This is a genomic window from Methylomonas sp. ZR1 (genome assembly GCF_013141865.1).
Lineage (GTDB): Bacteria > Pseudomonadota > Gammaproteobacteria > Methylococcales > Methylomonadaceae > Methylomonas.
Genome location: NZ_RCST01000001.1, coordinates 2,832,946 through 2,849,977 on the forward strand (window position 1 = coordinate 2,832,946; position 17,032 = coordinate 2,849,977).

Sequence of the window (17,032 nt, forward strand, 5' to 3'; positions counted from 1 at the left end):
ATTCAAAAAAATGTAATTATTCAGTGAATTGCAAAACTCTGACAATTGCCGAGAAATTGCTCCCTCTCCTGATGGAGAGGGTTGGGGAGAGGAGAATTAAACTAGCAAAATACTTTGTTTTCATCCCCTCACCCTACCCTCTCCCGCTGGAGAGGGATTCTTGTACTTCGCAGTGAATAATTCCAAAAAATCAGGGACGGCCAGCGTCCCTGATTCGGCTTTGGGAAAGGTTCCCGGACTATTTACGCATGCCTAGCGCATCCGCCATCACATGATAAATCACGTTTTGTTCCAGCGTACCGCGTACTAGATAAGCGCCAGGGCCGTCGGCATAGATAGCCACGTCTTCGCCGGCGTGGGTTTCCGCGCTCATCGGTACGGTGGCTTCCTGCATGTAGTTCGGATTGGCGGTATCGACCGCTGTCAAATCCGGACGCAGTTTACTACCCTCGTAGGCAGCAGCGACGGTACCTTCGTTGGCAGGATTAAATTCCTTGCGTTGCAAGCCACCGGTCCAGCCTGGGCCGTTAGCATAGGTCAGCGTGGTGTAAGGCAAACCTAAAGAATCTTTAGTAACAACGCCGTCTACAGCGGTTTTACCCAGGATAGGATTGCCGCGCGAGGGGTAACCGGCGATGGTGAACACATGGCTGTGATCGGCAGTAACCAGGATCAAGGTGTCTTCGTCGCGGGTCAGTTGTCTGGCTTTTTTCACCGCATCCGACAGCGCCACGGTATCGGTTAGCGCCCGGTAGGCATTGCCGGCGTGATGAGCATGGTCGATCCGGCCGGCTTCCACCATCAAGTAATAACCTTTGCGGTTTTTTTCCAGAATTTTGATGGCTTTTTCGGTCATCTCGGTCAAGGACGGTTCACCGGCGGCGTCTTGCGCGCGGTCGGCTTCATAGCGCATGTGCGAACGTTCGAACAAACCCAACAAATGATCGGTAGACGCCGGATTTACCGCGTCGAACTGGGCTTTGTTCCAGACGTAGTCGGAATTATTGTATTGCGATGTCCACTCCAAGGTCAGATCGCGGCCATCGGCGCGGCGACCTTTTTGGGTTGGGTATTCAGGGTCGGCAACGTTATTAGGCATGAAATAGCTACGACCACCGCCCAAAGCCACTTCCAGGCCGTCGCCGTAAGGAAACTCCAGCAACTGGCGAGCAATATCCTTCACGGTGGCGCCAGCAGGCAGGTTGCTGTCGGCTTCCCAATCGCGGTTGGAAATGTGGGCGTAATTCACGGCAGGCGTGGCGTGGGTAAAACGGGCGGTTGTGACGACACCGGTGGACATGCCGCGTTCCTCGGCGCGTTCCAGGATGGTTTTCACGCTTTTTGCGGCGGTGACTTCCGCGCTAGGTTCGGTACGGTTGATGCTTTGATCGACGGAAATAGCACCGTCGTTGGTTTTGACACCGGCCACCATCGCGGTAGCGGTAGGCGCGGAATCCGAGGTTTGTTGATTGGCGCTGGCAGTAACCGAAAACGCCAGATTATTAAATTTTTCAAAGCCCAAACGGTTGAACTCCCCATCGCGTCCGGCCATTTGGCCTTCCAAAATCCGCGCGGCGGTGACGGTGGATACGCCCATGCCGTCGCCGACGAACAAGATAACGTTTTTGGCTTTGCGCAGTTGTGCTACATCGCGTTTATTGACCAACACCGCAGCCTCACCGGCTTTGAACCATTCAGCGCCGGATGTCGGTACTTGGCTGGTTTGTGCAGGTTTATGAGAATCGTGATGATCGCGGTCGGCATGGTCGTGGGCGACTGCGGCTACCGACAAGGTAAAACCGAAGGCGCCGACAGCGACTGCCGCCAGTTTTTGTGGATGTGTTTTTTTCATGTGTTGCCCCGAGAGCGGTTGATGGAGCGGCAACATTAGCGATTGAATATGACAAGCGCGTTACGGGATAAAACGGGAAAGCCAGCTTAGCCGATATAGCTCGGCCAAGCTGACGTATTAACCCGGCCCTTAAATACGGTTCGTCCTGAGCCCTTCGGCTGCGTTCAGGAGAGCCTTGTCGAATGGCTCAGCCCGAACGGTCTATCCGTGTTAAATAAGGCCGGCGGATATTACTGTTTACGGCCGCGTTGCATTCCCATCAAGCCCACCAGCGCGGAACCGAACAACCAAACCGCGCCCGGTACCGGCACGGCCGATACTTTGTACAGCGAAGTGGTTTCACTTACCTCGTTGGCCACCGCCAGGTAACTGCCCTGGGCATTGCTGAAGAAACTCAGACCCTCGGGACCGATGTCGCCGCCGGTAAACAACATGTCCAAAAATTTCGGACTGTTCAGGTCAGTCAAATCCCAGACCATCACCGCATTAGAACGCTCCAAACCCAGGAACAATAAATCCCGGCCATCCACTTTACCCACTACGGCACTTTCCGGCTCAGGACCTTTGTTGTCGCTACGGCCATCGTCCCACAAGGCCTCGTAAGCCGCATTACCGGGATTCGCCGCGATCAGCGCTTTGATGGTTTGTTCCAGTTTGTCACCGGAATCGAACACCATGGCACCATTGGCATCCAGAATCGAGAACGAGCGGGCGCCGAAGACTTGCAGTTGATCCAGGTCACCGTCGTTGTCCAAATCCCCGCTCCTGGAAACCGTTAGTCGATTCAGCTTGTCATTGTTCGTGGCCCAATCCGGTCCGTGCAAGGCTGTCATGGTGGCATTCAAGGCGGGATCGATAGTCGCTGCGCCCACCCGCACTTCTTCCGCACCGCCCGGCCAATCCTCGCGAGAGTCGCCTTCATTGGCGGTCACGTAATATTGATTGCCGTCTTTGCTAAAACTGGCGATGCCGTCGGGCATGTACATACCCATCACATTCCAGTTCTGGATATTGCCTTTCAAAGCCGCAGTGCCGGCACCGTCGCGATCCGAGACATCCAGACCGTTGCCGGCTAAATTGTGATCCTTCAAACCCAGGGCTTTAATGTCGGTGACTGTGGCGCTGGCGATGTCGATGACCGCAACCGAGTTGGCCTCTTGCAGCGTCGCAAAAGCTTTGCTGCCGTCTTGGCTAACCGCAATGTATTCCGGTTCCAGATCTTGCGCGACGCTGGCGTTCGGCCCGGTCAGACGCACGCCGCTGGCTTTCAAAGCCGCCGCCGCACCGTTGAAAGCAGTAAATCCGGCCGTTTGGACGGCAAAGCTGTTGGTGTTGATAATACTCACCGAGCCTTCCGGATCGCCGCTTGGCCCCACCAAATAGCTGCTGGGTTCGCCTTCATTCGCCACCAGCAAGCGGCTGCCGTCGGGCGTATATGTCACTGCGTCAGGGTTGGCACCGACGGTTACGCTGTGTTGCAATGTGTAGTCAGCCGCATTGTAAAAACGCACCAAACCCGGATCGGTTTTCGTCGGCGCCGTCAAAGCAATGGCCGCTTGGCCGTTTTTCACCGCCACGCTGTTGATTCCGCCGAACGCGCTCGTGGAAATGCTTTGCAGCAAATTGCCGTTCATATCCAACACGTCGATGCCGCCTTGGCCAATATTGGCCTGATTGGCATCGGTTCCCGCTACCCACAAGCGGTTGTTAACCGCATCGAAAGAGACGATTTCCGAGCCCATGGCACTGGAACCATTCGCTGCAGTGTGATTGAAGGTCCATTGATGCGACCATTGAAAATCCCCCGCAGCGCTGGCATTGGCAGAGGCCAGCACAGCAGCGACGGCGGCGGCGATTGAAGTGAGTTTCATAAAAATGCTCCTGAGGCACTATTCGTTTGGTGTTTGAAGAAAGGATGTGTAAGTACCAGCTCACCGACAGCGTCGGAACGGTAGTCTTGCGAATGGTAAATAGCCTTTATGACAGTAGCGTTACGCGACAGCCGCATCGCAAACGCCCGGAAAATTGACTTGTTTCCATATTTCAATTATTGTTGAAATATGGAAAATAAAACTGCTGTTATCGCACTGGCCGCATTGGCCCAAGAATCCCGTCTGGCAATTTACCGCGCGCTGGTGCAAGCCGGCCCGGCAGGTTTGGCCGCCGGAAAAATCAGTGAAGCCACCGGCATTGCCCCGTCTTCCCTATCGTTTCATTTGAAGGAATTGACTTACGCCAACCTGGTGAACTCGCGCAACGAAAGCCGCTTTGTGATTTATACGGCCAATTTTTCCGCGATGAACGATCTGTTGGCTTTCCTGACTGAGAACTGTTGCGACGGCCATCCCTGTCTATCGCTCTCTGCCTGTTCCACCAATAACGAATCTTTACCCTCAACCCCGACCGACACTCCATCATGAACGTATTGTTTTTGTGTACCGGCAACTCCTGCCGTTCCGTCCTTGGCGAAGCCACTTTCAATCATTTGGCTCCGGCCGGCTGGCGTGGCCTGAGCGCCGGCAGCAAACCCACCGGTAAAATTCATCCGCGTTCGCTGGCTTTGCTGGCCAGAGAAGGCATATCCACCGAGGGTTATTACAGCAAGTCCTGGAATGACCTGCCGGTGACGCCGGACATCGTGCTGAGTGTGTGCGGCAATGCCGCCAACGAAACCTGCCCCGCCTACCTGGGCCCGGTCATGCGCAGCCATTGGGGCGTTGAAGATCCGGCTCACGTCGAGGGTACCGACGAGGAAATCGACGCGGCCTTCATGGTCGCGTATCGGATTCTGCGCCATCGCATCGAGCAGTTTTTTGCTTTACCGTTGGAAGAGTTAAAAAACGATCCCGAGCGCCTGAAAGCCGAACTGGATCGCATCGGCACCTTGTTGCCTTAGTTGTTAAGGAGTTCTCCCATGACCAGTATTCAAATATTTGATCCTGCATTGTGTTGCAGCACCGGTGTTTGCGGTGTGGAAGTCGATCAGCAGTTAGTGGGTTTTGCCGCCGATGTCGATTGGGCCAAGCAAAACGGCGCCGCCATTGAGCGCTTCAATCTGGCGCAAACCCCGTTGGCGTTTGCCGAAAACCCGGTGGTTAAAGCGTTTCTGGAACGCTCCGGCGCCGATGCCTTGCCGTTGGTCTTGGTCGATGGCGAAGTCGCCTTAGCCGGTCGCTATCCGAATCGAACCGAATTGGCGCGTTGGGCAGCCATTAGCGTAGCGGAACAGCAAGCCCCGTCGGGCTGTTGTAGCGGCAGCAGCTGTTGTTAACTTCTGGTGATCGTGCCGTGAGCAGCGATTGCAAATTTCTCGATCAAGCGCCACGCTTTCTATTTTTTACCGGCAAAGGCGGTGTGGGCAAGACCTCCATCGCTTGCGCCTCGGCCGTAAAATTGGCGGATGCCGGCAGACGGGTGTTGTTGGTGAGCACCGATCCGGCCTCGAATGTCGGCCAGGTATTTGGTATCGCCATCGGTAATCAGATCACCGCGATTCCGGCCGTATCCGGTCTGGCGGCATTGGAAATCGATCCGCAAGCGGCGGCGCAAGCCTATCGCGACCGTATCGTCGGCCCGGTGCGGGGCGTGTTGCCGGACAGCATTGTCAAAGGTATAGAAGAACAGCTGTCCGGGGCCTGTACCACGGAAATTGCGGCGTTCGACGAATTTACCGCGCTATTAACCGACTCCGCTTTGACCGCCGGCTACGATCAAATCGTGTTCGACACCGCCCCGACCGGCCACACCATCCGCCTGTTGCAACTACCAGGTGCCTGGAGCGGCTTTTTGGAGCAAGGCAAAGGCGACGCCTCTTGCCTGGGCCCCTTGGCCGGTCTGGAAAAACAGCGTAGCCAATATAAAGCCGCCGTCGACGCCTTGGCCGATCCGCAACGCAGCCGTTTGATCCTGGTCGCCCGCGCCCAACCATCGACCTTGCGCGAAGTAGCCCGCACCCATGAAGAATTAGACGCCATCGGCTTAACGCAACAATATTTGGCCATCAATGGCATCTTGCCGGCAAGCGCCACCGCACAAGACCCGCTGGCGAATGCCATCTACCAACGCGAGCAACATGCTTTGGCCGACATGCCGGCAGCTTTAAATAGCCTACCGATGGACCGCATTGAATTAAAGCCCTTCAATCTGGTTGGACTGACGGCTCTCAGACAATTGCTTAGCAATGCCGCACCGCTAGCAATGCCTGACAGTGACGTTATGCCGGCCATACCCGCGCCTGATCTATCTAAATTGGTGGACGAGATTGCCGCCGACGGTCATGGCCTGGTGATGCTAATGGGCAAAGGTGGCGTTGGCAAAACCACCCTGGCCGCCGGATTGGCGGTGGAACTGGCACGACGCGGTTTGCCGGTGCATCTGACCACCTCCGACCCAGCCGCCAATTTAACGGACACGCTAAACGGGGCTTTGCCGGACCTGACAGTCAGCAAAATCGATCCGCATGCGGAAACCGAACGCTACCGTCAGCATGTGCTGTCCACAAAAGGCGCCAAACTAGATGAACAAGGCCGCGCCTTGCTGGAAGAAGACTTGCGCTCGCCGTGTACCGAAGAAATTGCCGTTTTCCAAACCTTTTCCCGCATCATCCGCGAAGCCGGCAAGAAATTCGTGGTGATGGATACCGCCCCTACCGGCCATACCTTACTGCTCTTGGACGCTACCGGCGCTTACCATCGCGAGGTGGCGCGGCAGATGGGCGATTCCAATCAGCATTTCACCACGCCGATGATGCAGTTGCAGGACCCGCGTCAAACCAAGGTGCTGATCGTCACTTTAGCGGAAACCACGCCGGTACTGGAAGCTGCTCATTTGCAAGACGATCTGCGCCGGGCCGGCATCCAACCTTGGGCCTGGGTGATTAATAACAGCGTGGCGGCGACCACCGTGCATTCGGCGCTGTTACGCCAACGCGCGGCCAATGAATTGGCGGAAATTGCCGAGGTAGCGGATCGACACGCCCAACGTTACGCGCTCGTGCCCTTGTTGCGGGAAGAACCGACAGGTGTGGAACGCTTGCTGGCATTGGCCGGCCGGCCAAACGCCTTCTCCTTTAGTACCTACGGAGCATAAAGGAGAAGGTTGAGATGAGGGGATTAAAATCAGTTATTTACATCCCTCACCCTAGCCCTCTCCCTGAGGGAGAGGGAATTTTCAGAGGTCCCCACTAAACAATGCTAGCTAATCTCCAATCTCATTCACTATTTACCCCGGAGCAAACGCGATGAAACGCCTGCATATCCATCTCGCCGTCGATGATCTGGCGAAAAATATCGACTTTTATAGCGCGCTGTTTCAAAGCGCACCGAGCGTGCGCGAAGCCGATTACGCCAAGTGGCTACTGGACGATCCGCGCGTCAATTTCGCGATTTCCAGCCGCGGCCGCCAGCCGGGGTTGGATCATTTGGGCATACAAGTCGAATCGGGTGAGGAGTTGGAAGCAGCTCAGGAAAACCTGGCCGTTGCCGAGCTACCGGTCGCCGCGCAAAAACAAGCCAACTGCTGCTACGCCCAGTCCGATAAATACTGGACCGTCGATCCACAAGGCATCGCCTGGGAAGCCTTCCACTCCTTGCAAACCATTCCCTTATTTGGCGAGGATCAAGTGTTGCAACTTGAACCCGCCAGCAGCTGCTGCAAACCGCCGGCAGCCGATAACGCTGCACAGTAAATCGCTGATTTGGAGATTTAAATGAGCACCCCGCATTGCCCCAACGCCCGTTTATCCTTTCTCGACCGTTTTTTGACGCTATGGATTTTCATCGCCATGGCGTTTGGCGTCGGCATCGGTTTTCTGTTTCCCACGGAAGTAACCGACTTCAACGCGGCGGTATCGGTCCGCACCACCAATATTCCGATCGCCATCGGCTTGATCGTGATGATGTATCCGCCGCTGGCCAAAGTCCGTTACGAAGAACTTGGCGACGTGTTCCGCAACTGGCGGATATTGGCCGTGTCCTTGCTGCAAAACTGGCTGCTCGGTCCGGTGTTGATGTTTGTATTGGCTATCGTGTTTCTGCGCGATTACCCGGACTACATGGTGGGTTTGATCCTGATCGGACTGGCGCGCTGCATCGCGATGGTCATCGTCTGGAACGAGCTTGCAAACGGCGACAACGAATACGCGGCGGGCTTGGTGGCATTTAACAGCGTATTTCAGGTCTTGTTTTACAGCGTCTATGCCTGGCTGTTCATCACCGTGCTGCCGCCCTTATTCGGCATGCAAGGCAGCCTGGTAGCCATCACCATCGGCGAAATCGCCAAAAGCGTATTCATCTATCTGGGCATTCCATTTATCGCCGGCTTTAGCACGCGCTTTCTATTGGTCAAAGCCAAAGGCAAGGATTGGTATCACCAGCATTTCGTCCCGAAAATCAGCCCACTGACCTTGATCGCCCTGCTGTTTACCATCGTGGTGATGTTCTCGTTAAAAGGCGATTTGATCGTACAATTGCCGCTGGACGTGGTGCGGATTGCGATACCGCTGTTGATTTATTTTGTGGTGATGTTTTTACTCAGCTTTTGGCTGGGTAAAAACATCGGCGCCGGTTACGGCAAAACCACCACACTGGCGTTTACCGCCGCCAGCAATAATTTTGAATTGGCGATTGCGGTGGCGGTGGCGGTGTTTGGTATTAATAGCGGCGCGGCGTTTGCCGCGGTGATTGGACCCTTGATCGAAGTGCCGGTGATGATAGCCCTAGTCAATGTGGCTTTCTTTTTCCGTAAACAGGGGATGATTTAAAAATAGCAAAACGTTTACCCAACGACTGCATTACCCCTCTTTAACCTTACAAAGGAACACCCTCATGGCTACTGATAAATCGAAAAACGATAGAAAGAAAATTGCGGTGGAAGAACCCACTTACGACCAACTGAAAAACTTTTCCCGCTTTAACGGCTTAAAAACCCGTACGGTGGTGGCGTGTATGGTGAATATCATGCTGCAAGATGAAGTGTTAAGCCGCCGTGTCGTCGAACAGTGCCTGGCTGCCGACTCGGAGGAAGCCAATTAGTGTCAGCCGGATCAAAATCGCCAACAATTTTAAGCGGCGTTGATTGAAGTCAAAGCTATCAGAACAAGCCTGTTTGATAATTCAGCCAGGCATGTTCAATCGCACATGCCAACGCGGTTTTTTTGGACTCATCAGCGATTAAGTCAGGTTATGACTATGGACAATGACATTTTAATCGATCAAGCCCGGCAGCTTTATGCGGCATTGCATGCCAGACAAGTCGGGCTGTTGGCCCCCAACCTTACGGCATTGGATCGCCTAGAGCGTTTTATTTTCAGTGCCTATGGCCGTTACCAGCGCCGCTTGACCCGTTGCGCACTTTGTTACCAAACCCGCAAGCATGACTGTGAGCGGGAGCCCGGTGAAAAGCGTATTTCTTGCCAACGCCGCAACCCCTTCGCCGCTATTGCCCGGTTTTAACCGGCAATATTTTGCTGTCCACGCCTGGCTTATTTGTTTAGTATTGCGCCATGGATGACGGCGAATTTGCACAGCTTCCGTGGCGGTATCGATAGGCATCGCGCGCTTGAGTTGTCTGCATTGACGCTTGGAGAGACAGGGCAGACACTTTCACTTGGCAAGCGGAATGTATCGCCGCCGACAAGGCGTCTTGTGGAGGCGCCCCGCCAAATAACTGCTAGTGAACGATTTGAAAAATCTAGCGCCAAATTAAGAGTGGTGTGTAGATGGCCTTTGATTTTTCAATTGCAATGGGACACAACGATTCAACCTAACTGCCCAGAACTCGACGATGAATAGTTTTATTCGATCCGTACTTGCAGAGGCGGACTATAAACCAGAAAGGCTCTTGCAGATGCTAAGGGCCGTGCAGGCGCAGTACCTGCATATTCCCAACGCGGCTATCGAACAATTGGCCGCAGCCCTGCATATTCCCCGTACGCAGATTATTGCCGTCGCGGAATTCTATAGTTTCTTGCACCTGACACCACAGGGCCGTTACGACATTCATATCAGCGATTCGATTACCGACCGGATGCTAGGCAAGGAAAAATTGTTGAACTACCTGGCGGAAAAATTGCGGGTTAACGTGGGTGAAGTCCGCGCGGACGGTCTGGTCAGTTTGAATAATACCTCCTGCACCGGCATGTGCGACCAAGGCCCGGCCGGTTTGGTTAACGGCTATGCGTTGACCCGTCTGGACCCTGCCAGAATCGATGTCATCGCCAAACTGATCGAACAACAAGCGCCGTTAAGCGATTGGCCACCGGAGTTCTTTGCGGTGGAAGAGCCGGTCCGCAAACCCGGCCTGTTGCTCAACCAGCCATTCGAAAACGGCGCGGCGATAAGGGCGACCTTTGCCCGCGGCCTGACGGAAACCCTGGCGGAAGTGGACAGTTCCAATCTGCGCGGCCGCGGCGGCGCGGGCTTTAAAACCGCGTTGAAATGGCGGACCTGCGCTCAACAAACTGCCACACCGCACTACGTGATTTGTAACGCCGACGAGGGCGAACCCGGTACCTTTAAAGACCGAATGCTGCTCGATCTGTATGCCGACCAAGTATTTGAAGGCATGACCTTGTGCGCGGCGATTATTGGTTCGGACCAGGGCTTGCTGTATCTGCGCGCCGAGTATTTATTCCTCTACGAACAATTACAACGGGTGTTGAAACGCCGCCGCGATAGCGGTTTGCTGGGGCGCAATATTCTCGGTCACGACGGCTTTGATTTTGACATCGAAATCCGCATGGGCGCCGGTGCCTATATTTGCGGCGAGGCATCCGCGCAAATCGAGTCCTTGGAAGGCAAACCCGGCATACCGCGGGTTAAGCCGCCCAACTCGGTGATCTGCGGCTATCAACGCAAACCCACCGTGGTAGACAATGTCGAGACGTTTTTCGCCGCCACTCACATTGCTGTACAAGGCGGGTCATGGTTTGCGGAAGTCGGCACCGCACAATCCACCGGCAGCAAACTGCTCAGCATCAGCGGCGACTGCGCGCGGCCTGGCATTTACGAATACCCGTTCGGCACGTCAATTGAAGAGATTTTGCAAGACTGCGGCGCGGACGACGTCATGGGTGTGCAAGTCGGCGGGCCGTCCGGCACTTTTATTTCCAATCGGGAATTGCAACGGCGCATAGCCTTCGAGGACCTATCCACCGCCGGCTCGTTTATGGTGTTCAACAACAGCCGCAATATTTTCGACATCGTGCAAAATTTCACTGATTTCTTCGCCCATGAAAGCTGCGGCTTTTGCACACCGTGCCGGGTCGGCACCACACTGTTGAAAAATCAGCTGCGGAAAATTGTCGAAGGCAACGGCGCTGCGGTCGACCTGGAAGAACTCAACGAGATATGCCTGGTCGTCAAAAACAACAGCCATTGCGGTTTGGGGGATTCAGCAGCCAATCCAATTTTAAGCACCCTGGCCAGCTATCCCGAGCTGTATCTTAAGCAATTAAAGCAGAGCAGTTTTACCCCGGGTTTTGACTTGGACGCCACCCTGGCCGTGGCTCGCCGCATGGCGCAGCGCGACGACGACGCGGCGCATTTATCGCAAGTGGAGAATTGATATGAGCGGCACTCTTTGTATCGACGGCATCGCCGTTCCGTTCAGCGACGGCCAAACTATTATCGAAGCAGCCCGCACCGCCGGCGTTTACATTCCTTATCTGTGCCACCGGCCGGGTTACGCCCCTTACGGCAGTTGCAAACTGTGTACGGTGAAAGTCAATGGCCGCACCAATACCGCCTGCACCCTGCCGGCCGCCGACGGCCAAACCGTCATCAGCAACAGCCCCGACCTGCAACACGACCGCCAGCGCATCACCCAAATGCTGTTTGTGGAAGGCAACCATTTCTGCCCATCCTGCGAAAAATCCGGCAATTGCCAGTTGCAGGCCGTCGCCTACCATCAGAACATGCTGGATAACCACTACCCGCATTTTTATGCACAGCGCGAAATGGACGCCTCGCACCCGGATATTTTGATCGATCACGACCGCTGCATTTTCTGCAATTTATGCGTGCGCGCCAGCAAGGAAAAAGACGGGAAAGACGTATTCGGCATCGCCGGGCGCGGCATCCACAAACGCCTGGTCATCAACTCGCCTAGCGGCAAGCTGAAAGACAGCGAGATTAGTGTCGATGACGAGGCCGCCCATGTCTGCCCGACCGGCGCGATTCTGGTCAAACGCAGCGCCTATCTGGCACCGATTGGTGAACGCATCTACGACGGGCATCCCATCAGCGAAGTCGCCTGCGAAAAAGCGGTTATCAAAGCCGGCGAGGCCAGCGGCTACCCAAGCTGCGACCCGACCAAGCTGGCGGAGTCAGCTCAGCAGAACGGTGGCCCGGACTCCCACTACGCGGCGACCATGCCGCCCGCTCCGGACATCAAACATGGCCGCTAAGATTAAAATCGCCACCACCTCGCTGGCCGGCTGCTTTGGCTGCCATATGTCGTTTCTGGATATAGACGAGCGCCTCTTGAAATTGGCTGACAGCGTCGAATTCGACCGCTCGCCACTCACCGACATCGAACACTGCGGCCCGTGCGACATCGGCCTGATCGAAGGCGGGGTTTGCAATTCCGAAAACGTGCATGTGCTGCGCGAGTTTCGCGCTAACTGCAAAATTCTGATCGCCGTCGGCGCTTGCGCCATCAACGGCGGCCTACCGGCGCTGCGCAACTTTTTTAAGCTGGAAGATTGCTTGTTGGAAGCGTACCAGGACGGCATCGGCGTGGACAATCCGCAGATACCCAGCGACCCGGAATTGCCTTTGCTACTGGACAAGGTGCGGCCGGTCCACGAGATCGTCAAGATCGATTATTTTATGCCCGGCTGTCCGCCGTCCGCCGATGTGTTTTGGCACTACCTGAGCGCATTGATCGAAGGCCGCGACCCGACTTTACCTTACGAGTTAGTCCATTACGACTAACGGAGGAACCCCGTGTACGAATATCTTGAAACCGCCGATCCGGCCTTGGTCGAAGCCGGCAAGTTAAAACGGGTCGCTGTCGATCCGGTTTCCCGCGTGGAAGGCCACGGCAAAGTCACACTGCTGTTGGATGAAAACAATCAAGTCAAGCAAGCCCGGCTACACATTGTCGAATTTCGCGGCTTTGAAAAATTCATCCAGGGCCGTCCTTACTGGGAACTACCGGTCATGGTGCAGCGCTTGTGCGGCATCTGCCCGGTCAGTCATCATCTGGCCGCCGCCAAAGCCATCGACCAGTTGGTGGGCGTCGATCCGGCCAATCTGCCGCCGGCAGCAGACAAGTTGCGGCGCTTGCTGCATTTCGGTCAGGTGTTGCAATCGCATGCCTTGCATTTTTTCCACCTGTCCAGCCCGGATTTGCTGTTCGGATTCGAAAGCGAGATCGGCAAACGCAACATCGTCGCCGTGTTGGCGGATTATCCGGATATTGGCCTGCAAGGCGTGAAACTGCGCAAATACGGCCAGGAAGTGATCCGCATGGTCTGCGGCAAGCGCATTCACGGCACCGGCGCGATTCCTGGCGGCATGAACAAAGCGCTGAGCAAAGATGAGCGCGATTATCTGAAACAAGACATCGGCCAAATCGTGAGTTGGGCGCAAGGCGCTTTGCAACTGGTCACAAAAGTCCACACCTCCAACCAGCCCTATTACGACGACTTTGCCACCATCCGCAGCAACTACCTGAGTTTGACCAAGCCTGATGGTGCGCTGGAGCTTTATCACGGCGGGATTAGGGTGAAGAACCCGCTAGGCGACACCCTCGTGGATCATTACGATTACTGCGACTATCCGGACTTGATCCGAGAAGAAGTCCGTTCCTGGACTTATATGAAATTCCCCTACCTGACGGCGCAGGGTAAAGCCGACGGCTGGTATCGGGTGGGACCGTTGGCGCGGGTCAACAATTGCGATTTTATCGACACGCCACTGGCGGAAGCCGCGCGCGTCGAATTCAAGCAACACGGCGACGCAGCCATGGTTCACAGCACCCTGGCTTTTCACTGGACGCGGATGATCGAATTACTGCATTGCGCGGAAAGTATCCAAATCTTGCTGGATGATCCTGACCTGCTGAGTAACGACTTGGTCGCCAAAGGCGAAAAACGTTACGAAGGCATCGGCGTGATCGAAGCGCCGCGCGGCACCCTGTTTCATCATTATCAAATCGACGAAAACGACATTGTCACCAAAGCCAATCTGATCGTCTCCACCACCAGCAACAACACGGCGATGAACGAGTCGGTGCGGCAAGTCGCGGCGGAATATCTGTCCGGCCGCGAATTGACCGAACCCTTGCTGAATAATCTGGAAGTGGCAATCCGCGCCTACGACCCGTGTCTGTCCTGCGCCACGCATGCGGTCGGCAAAATGCCCTTGCAGTTGGAATTGGTCGACGCGGACGGCAAGTTGGTGGATAAACTGGTGCGACACAGCAGCGGCGAATTCATTCACGGTAGCGAATGACAAAACCCATCCTGGTGTTCGGTTACGGCAACCCCAGCCGTGGCGATGATGCTGTTGGTCCTTTGCTGTTGGATTATCTCGCCGAGCATCTGGACCTCAGCAATATCGAATTGCTCAGCGATTTTCAGTTACAAATCGAACATGCGCTGGATATACAAGACCGCGAATGGGTAGTGTTTGTCGATGCAGCCGTAGATTGCCCGGACAGCTTTACCTTTACCCCATTAACCCCAGCCCAAGACCACAGTTACTCCAGCCATGCGCTGAGCCCGACCGCGCTGCTGTCGGTCTATGAAACCCTCGGCAAACAGCCGCTACCGCCCTGCTATTTATTAAGCATTCAAGCTGAAGCCTTCGAACTGGGCTGCGGGTTAAGCGAACGCTGCGCTGCCAACTTAGCGGAGGCCTGCCGGTTTATAGCGGCGTTTTTGAAACAAAGGCCGTAAGGCGTTTTCCAAATCCGGCGAAACGCCTTTCAGCCTTAAAGTTTGAAAGCTAAGCGGCTAGCGCGATGCCCGGAATTTTCGGCTTCCCAATAGCCCGAGTAGACCGCTGCCAAACAACCAGACCGCTGCAGGCAGCGGAACGGGGGCCGCTAAAGGCGTCATTTTGAAAGCACTACCACTTCCGGTAAACGTTAAACCGGTAACAAAACCCAGCGGATCGCTGGGATCGATCATGGCGGAAGTTTCGATGCCGGCTATGCGGAACTTGCCAACGCCGTTTTGAAAACCCAATTCGCCGAAATTAAACCAAACGCCCGCCAACAAGCGGATACCGCTGTCGACGTATTCACCGCTGGTCTCATCCCAAATCAGCAGTTGGAATTTACCGTCGCCGTATTGGTTGGGAATCATCACATCGCCGAATAAGGTGTCGGCATTTAACGCTTCATAGGTGTAAGCCACCGCCACATCCGGGTCGTAAAACCCGCCTGGTTTTGGATTTCCGTTGCCATCCAAAACCGGCATGGGCGGTGTACTGAATGTAAATCCATCGTTGCTTGGTGTTGGTAAAACCGGTGCGGAAGGCAATGCAACCTGAGACGTTGGCGTGCTGACATTAAAGGTATCGATCAGGCCGCTAATACGAAAATCCAATAAACCGTTGGTGACTTTGTTGATGGAATAACCAAATTTAAGTGGCTGCGACTGGAATATGCTGTTTAAGTCTTCGGTTTGAAACGAAGCAATATTGAAGCGAGATGGATCGAATAATGCTGTAATGGAAAACTCGGTTCCAGTAACAGTTTGCTCGTCATTGCCAAGGTTAATCGCCTCGAAAGAGACTACGTCGTAATTTCCCGCATTTACATAGCCGTGATAACCGTTTACATCGATCTCAGTTTGGGTGATGTTTTGATTGTCTTGAAATGCAGCCCCAATACCTTTATTGCTAACAAAAGAAAACTTATTTTGAATTGCCGTGGACAGATAAGTATTGTTCCAAAAACCACTTTCCCATTCGGTATAAGGCGGAGTGGCCGGATTAAAATGGCTACCATCCGGTTGATCGGGATTGAACAAAAACTGGCCCGAGAACGAATCGCCAATATTCGCCACATTGCCGTCGCTAAAAATAATATGGCCTTTATAGGAAATTTGCTGGGTGGCGTGAGCGTTAACCGAGGCAAGACACAACCAGAGTAAACCGAAGGTTTTTATTTTCATGATAATCTCCAGACTAACGTGGATTTATGAGTGTCAAAAAGCGGGTGGTTTGACCACTTTTCCACAGCCGTACTGACTTGGCTTGAGTAAGTAAGAGGCCAAACCGTCCAATTAAGCATTGAGAACCATCTCCATGATCTTTTCCGCCTGATTGTCCGGAAAACCCAACGCGATGATGTATTGCCGAAACACGGCTTTTTTGTTTCTACCTACTTTACCTTCCACCGACATCACGGTCGCAATCCCGGTTAGTAAAATGTTTCTTTGCTGATCGTTGAGATTGCCAGCGACCGCCTTGATATAAGCAATCAATAGCTTTCTTGATAATTTCCCTGCAGGCATATCCTCGGGGTTAAGCTTAGCGAGGTCGTTAACAGCAATCCCCAGCCGCTGCATAGTAGCGAGTATGGCATGTAATTTATTAGCATCAAAATTCCGATCTATACGCGCAACATCGACTAACACCTCGCGCAATAACAGCACAAAACTACCATGCAAGACTTTATCAACTTTAGCGACGACACGTCGTTGCAGCTTGCCGGACAAAAAAGCTTCCAGGGTAACAACAACTACCAACCCAGCCAAGATAGCCAGACCCCAAAGCCACTGGCCGCCAACAGTGTCATCCCACGGCACCTGCAGCGGCGGCATGGGGTTTGGCAGCACCCCAGACTTTTGCAATGATTGAATGGTAGTTTCGTCCAAGGCCCAGTATTGGCTTGAATTTTTGGCATAGACGGCATAACCGACCACCTCTGTATTAGTCGGAACAAGCAAACAGTGATCCCGTAACTGAATACCAAATAGATACCCATCGGAAGCCCATTCGGCCGGCATACCCGTTTTTTTAACCTGTTGATCCGAGACTTTTAATTCACCCAAATCGTAAAAATGATCCTCAATACCAAAGCAAACGTGAACTCTTCTGGCTTCAGCCGGCGAACTAATCAATAACAACAAAAGAACACAGACCTTCAGCAGAATTGGTGTGTTTGAGGAGTTTCTGATCAATTTATCCATGCTAAATTTCGAGTCTAATTACAAGACTGAGC

The 17,032-nt window shown here is 54.1% G+C and carries 17 protein-coding genes; 13 read left to right on the plus strand and 4 right to left on the minus strand.

The window, feature by feature from the left end:
• Nucleotides 1-238 precede the first annotated feature (238 nt).
• Both DDY07_RS12730 and DDY07_RS12735 read right to left on the minus strand, forming a co-directional pair.
• Nucleotides 239-1,852: an alkaline phosphatase gene (locus tag DDY07_RS12730; protein ID WP_171696180.1), complete on the minus strand. Its 1,614-nt coding sequence runs from the start codon at nucleotides 1,850-1,852 to the stop codon at nucleotides 239-241.
• Between the two features lie 230 nt (nucleotides 1,853-2,082).
• Complete coding sequence (locus tag DDY07_RS12735) at nucleotides 2,083-3,723, minus strand: choice-of-anchor I family protein (RefSeq protein WP_171696181.1); 1,641 nt, start codon at nucleotides 3,721-3,723, stop codon at nucleotides 2,083-2,085.
• Between the two features lie 189 nt (nucleotides 3,724-3,912).
• On the opposite strand from DDY07_RS12735, the gene DDY07_RS12740 reads away from it, so the two are divergent.
• From DDY07_RS12740 to DDY07_RS12800, 13 genes are all read left to right on the plus strand, one after another.
• Nucleotides 3,913-4,272: a helix-turn-helix transcriptional regulator gene (locus DDY07_RS12740; RefSeq protein ID WP_033157905.1), complete on the plus strand. Its 360-nt coding sequence runs from the start codon at nucleotides 3,913-3,915 to the stop codon at nucleotides 4,270-4,272.
• Nucleotides 4,269-4,748: an arsenate reductase ArsC gene (locus DDY07_RS12745; protein ID WP_101051724.1), complete on the plus strand. Its 480-nt coding sequence runs from the start codon at nucleotides 4,269-4,271 to the stop codon at nucleotides 4,746-4,748. The genes DDY07_RS12740 and DDY07_RS12745 overlap by 4 nt, the downstream gene beginning before the upstream one ends.
• Nucleotides 4,749-4,766: 18 nt before the next feature.
• Nucleotides 4,767-5,123 carry an arsenite efflux transporter metallochaperone ArsD gene (gene arsD, locus DDY07_RS12750; protein ID WP_171696182.1) on the plus strand — a complete coding sequence of 119 codons (357 nt, stop codon included), beginning with the start codon at nucleotides 4,767-4,769 and terminating at the stop codon, nucleotides 5,121-5,123.
• A gap of 17 nt (nucleotides 5,124-5,140) precedes the next feature.
• Nucleotides 5,141-6,940, plus strand: coding sequence for an arsenical pump-driving ATPase (gene arsA / locus DDY07_RS12755; RefSeq protein ID WP_171696183.1), 1,800 nt, complete (start codon nucleotides 5,141-5,143; stop codon nucleotides 6,938-6,940).
• 151 nt (nucleotides 6,941-7,091) lie between these two features.
• Entirely contained in the window at nucleotides 7,092-7,538 is a 447-nt protein-coding gene (locus DDY07_RS12760) for an ArsI/CadI family heavy metal resistance metalloenzyme (RefSeq protein ID WP_171696184.1), read from the plus strand.
• Nucleotides 7,539-7,559: 21 nt separating this feature from the next.
• On the plus strand, nucleotides 7,560-8,612 hold the full coding sequence (arsB, locus tag DDY07_RS12765; RefSeq protein ID WP_171696185.1) for an ACR3 family arsenite efflux transporter: 1,053 nt from the start codon (nucleotides 7,560-7,562) through the stop codon (nucleotides 8,610-8,612).
• Between the two features lie 64 nt (nucleotides 8,613-8,676).
• On the plus strand, nucleotides 8,677-8,883 hold the full coding sequence (locus DDY07_RS12770; RefSeq protein WP_033157910.1) for a hypothetical protein: 207 nt from the start codon (nucleotides 8,677-8,679) through the stop codon (nucleotides 8,881-8,883).
• A 156-nt stretch (nucleotides 8,884-9,039) separates the two neighbouring features.
• Complete coding sequence (locus DDY07_RS12775; RefSeq protein WP_171696186.1) at nucleotides 9,040-9,303, plus strand: hypothetical protein; 264 nt, start codon at nucleotides 9,040-9,042, stop codon at nucleotides 9,301-9,303.
• 331 nt (nucleotides 9,304-9,634) lie between these two features.
• Nucleotides 9,635-11,416: an NAD(P)H-dependent oxidoreductase subunit E gene (locus tag DDY07_RS12780; protein ID WP_171696187.1), complete on the plus strand. Its 1,782-nt coding sequence runs from the start codon at nucleotides 9,635-9,637 to the stop codon at nucleotides 11,414-11,416.
• Between the two features lies 1 nt (nucleotide 11,417).
• Complete coding sequence (locus DDY07_RS12785; RefSeq protein ID WP_171696188.1) at nucleotides 11,418-12,257, plus strand: 2Fe-2S iron-sulfur cluster-binding protein; 840 nt, start codon at nucleotides 11,418-11,420, stop codon at nucleotides 12,255-12,257.
• Nucleotides 12,247-12,786 carry an NADP oxidoreductase gene (locus tag DDY07_RS12790; RefSeq protein ID WP_171696189.1) on the plus strand — a complete coding sequence of 180 codons (540 nt, stop codon included), beginning with the start codon at nucleotides 12,247-12,249 and terminating at the stop codon, nucleotides 12,784-12,786. Before DDY07_RS12785 ends, DDY07_RS12790 begins: the two co-directional genes overlap by 11 nt.
• A 12-nt stretch (nucleotides 12,787-12,798) precedes the next feature.
• On the plus strand, nucleotides 12,799-14,310 hold the full coding sequence (locus DDY07_RS12795; protein ID WP_171696190.1) for a nickel-dependent hydrogenase large subunit: 1,512 nt from the start codon (nucleotides 12,799-12,801) through the stop codon (nucleotides 14,308-14,310).
• Nucleotides 14,307-14,756, plus strand: coding sequence for a hydrogenase maturation protease (locus DDY07_RS12800; RefSeq protein ID WP_171696191.1), 450 nt, complete (start codon nucleotides 14,307-14,309; stop codon nucleotides 14,754-14,756). The genes DDY07_RS12795 and DDY07_RS12800 overlap by 4 nt, the downstream gene beginning before the upstream one ends.
• Before the next feature lie 57 nt (nucleotides 14,757-14,813).
• Here DDY07_RS12800 and DDY07_RS12805 read toward each other — a convergent pair whose 3' ends face one another.
• Together DDY07_RS12805 and DDY07_RS12810 are read right to left on the minus strand one after the other, a co-directional pair.
• Nucleotides 14,814-15,980, minus strand: coding sequence for a hypothetical protein (locus DDY07_RS12805; RefSeq protein ID WP_171696192.1), 1,167 nt, complete (start codon nucleotides 15,978-15,980; stop codon nucleotides 14,814-14,816).
• A gap of 111 nt (nucleotides 15,981-16,091) precedes the next feature.
• A complete protein-coding gene (locus DDY07_RS12810; RefSeq protein ID WP_171696193.1) occupies nucleotides 16,092-17,000 on the minus strand; it encodes a hypothetical protein in 909 nt (302 codons plus the stop codon).
• Nucleotides 17,001-17,032 lie beyond the last annotated feature (32 nt).

Coding starts and splice junctions, on each gene's coding strand:
- DDY07_RS12730 (WP_171696180.1), bottom strand. CDS start 1,852: ATGAAAAAAACACATCCACAAAAACTGGCGGCAGTCGCTGTCGGCGCC.
- DDY07_RS12735 (WP_171696181.1), bottom strand. CDS start 3,723: ATGAAACTCACTTCAATCGCCGCCGCCGTCGCTGCTGTGCTGGCCTCT.
- DDY07_RS12740 (WP_033157905.1), top strand. CDS start 3,913: ATGGAAAATAAAACTGCTGTTATCGCACTGGCCGCATTGGCCCAAGAA.
- DDY07_RS12745 (WP_101051724.1), top strand. CDS start 4,269: ATGAACGTATTGTTTTTGTGTACCGGCAACTCCTGCCGTTCCGTCCTT.
- arsD (WP_171696182.1), top strand. CDS start 4,767: ATGACCAGTATTCAAATATTTGATCCTGCATTGTGTTGCAGCACCGGT.
- DDY07_RS12760 (WP_171696184.1), top strand. CDS start 7,092: ATGAAACGCCTGCATATCCATCTCGCCGTCGATGATCTGGCGAAAAAT.
- arsB (WP_171696185.1), top strand. CDS start 7,560: ATGAGCACCCCGCATTGCCCCAACGCCCGTTTATCCTTTCTCGACCGT.
- DDY07_RS12770 (WP_033157910.1), top strand. CDS start 8,677: ATGGCTACTGATAAATCGAAAAACGATAGAAAGAAAATTGCGGTGGAA.
- DDY07_RS12775 (WP_171696186.1), top strand. CDS start 9,040: ATGGACAATGACATTTTAATCGATCAAGCCCGGCAGCTTTATGCGGCA.
- DDY07_RS12780 (WP_171696187.1), top strand. CDS start 9,635: ATGAATAGTTTTATTCGATCCGTACTTGCAGAGGCGGACTATAAACCA.
- DDY07_RS12785 (WP_171696188.1), top strand. CDS start 11,418: ATGAGCGGCACTCTTTGTATCGACGGCATCGCCGTTCCGTTCAGCGAC.
- DDY07_RS12790 (WP_171696189.1), top strand. CDS start 12,247: ATGGCCGCTAAGATTAAAATCGCCACCACCTCGCTGGCCGGCTGCTTT.
- DDY07_RS12800 (WP_171696191.1), top strand. CDS start 14,307: ATGACAAAACCCATCCTGGTGTTCGGTTACGGCAACCCCAGCCGTGGC.
- DDY07_RS12805 (WP_171696192.1), bottom strand. CDS start 15,980: ATGAAAATAAAAACCTTCGGTTTACTCTGGTTGTGTCTTGCCTCGGTT.
- DDY07_RS12810 (WP_171696193.1), bottom strand. CDS start 17,000: ATGGATAAATTGATCAGAAACTCCTCAAACACACCAATTCTGCTGAAG.